Below are 1200 nucleotides of genomic sequence, written 5' to 3' on the forward strand. Positions count from 1 at the left end.
TTTTTAAAATCATATCCATTCGATTTAAGATGTTCTATAAATACAGGTAAAGTTTTGTAATCTGTAGGATTTTGAAATATTTTAAAATCTAAAATGTAATTACTATTTACAGCTATTTGAACATTATATGCCGGTATTAATTGTCCATTTTTCATGTAATCTTTTTTAGATCTCATAAATGTAGCATATATATCAGTTTTAGAATAACTATTTCTATCTCCTAATATTTTCAGTTGTTCTAAATATTTTCTCTCTTTATCTAAAACTTTTTCTAGTTCTAATCCTAAATCTTTAATAATTTTTTGTTTTTCATTTAATTCACTTAATTCTTTTATCTTTGTATATTCTTTAACAAGCATTTCTACTTCTTCATTTGGTACTATTTGAGATAAATTTAAATCTTTTCCTTTTAAAGTAAGATAATCTAAAAGTATTCTTTCTATCTTTATATGATTTTTCTTTTGATAGTACATTACAGTCCCTCTCCAAACAAATGTATATTTATTAGAGAATGCTTCTATTTTAGTTCCATCAATAAACACTTCATTTTCATTAATTATATTCTTTCTTTTTAAAATATTTGTAAATTGATAAAGTAAATCTATTATATCTTCTCTATATTTAACTATGAATTTTTGAAGTCTTGTTAATTTAGGTGCTTCTTCTCCATTAAGAAGATAGATGAAGTTTATATTTTCATTACAATTTCTAATTATTTTTCTAAGTTCTAACTCAGAATAATATGCAGATAGAAGAATAATTTTAAACATTACATCAATAGAATTTTTAGATTTTCTACCTTTGTTGTGATTCTTTACTTTCGATTTATTGTTAAAAACTAGTTCCTTAGCTAGCTCGTTAAGAAGAATTACAGGAGAATTTTCATCAAATTCAAAATGTTTGTAATTATTTACTTCAAAAAGTTGATTTTCTTTTGTGTTTGTGATACTATTTAATTGTATTTTTAGCATAACTAATTATACCATAAAACAGTGATTTTATCAATGTTTATGCGTGTTTTTAGTTCAAAAAAAGCCAGCTTTATTTCTGGCTTTTTTTGTTTATTTAGACTGTTTATTTCGGAACAGCCCCTTTTTTATTGCCAAGATACCGGAGTGATTAGGATTGGTCGCCTTAAAAATAAAACGTGGTAGCCATATATTATAGTATTATAAGATCCGTAAAAGCTCTATGTCAGTT

Annotated in this window: 1 protein-coding gene; it reads right to left on the reverse strand. The window is 24.0% G+C overall.

The genetic code is table 11. From position 1 onward, the window contains the following. A partial coding sequence (locus tag AYC60_RS03420) for a transposase (RefSeq protein ID WP_197416940.1) occupies window positions 1–971 on the reverse strand: 971 nt, incomplete at its 3' end. Between the last annotated feature and the right edge of the window lie 229 nt (window positions 972–1200).

Source organism: Streptobacillus felis (assembly GCF_001559775.1).
Classification (GTDB): domain Bacteria; phylum Fusobacteriota; class Fusobacteriia; order Fusobacteriales; family Leptotrichiaceae; genus Streptobacillus; species Streptobacillus felis.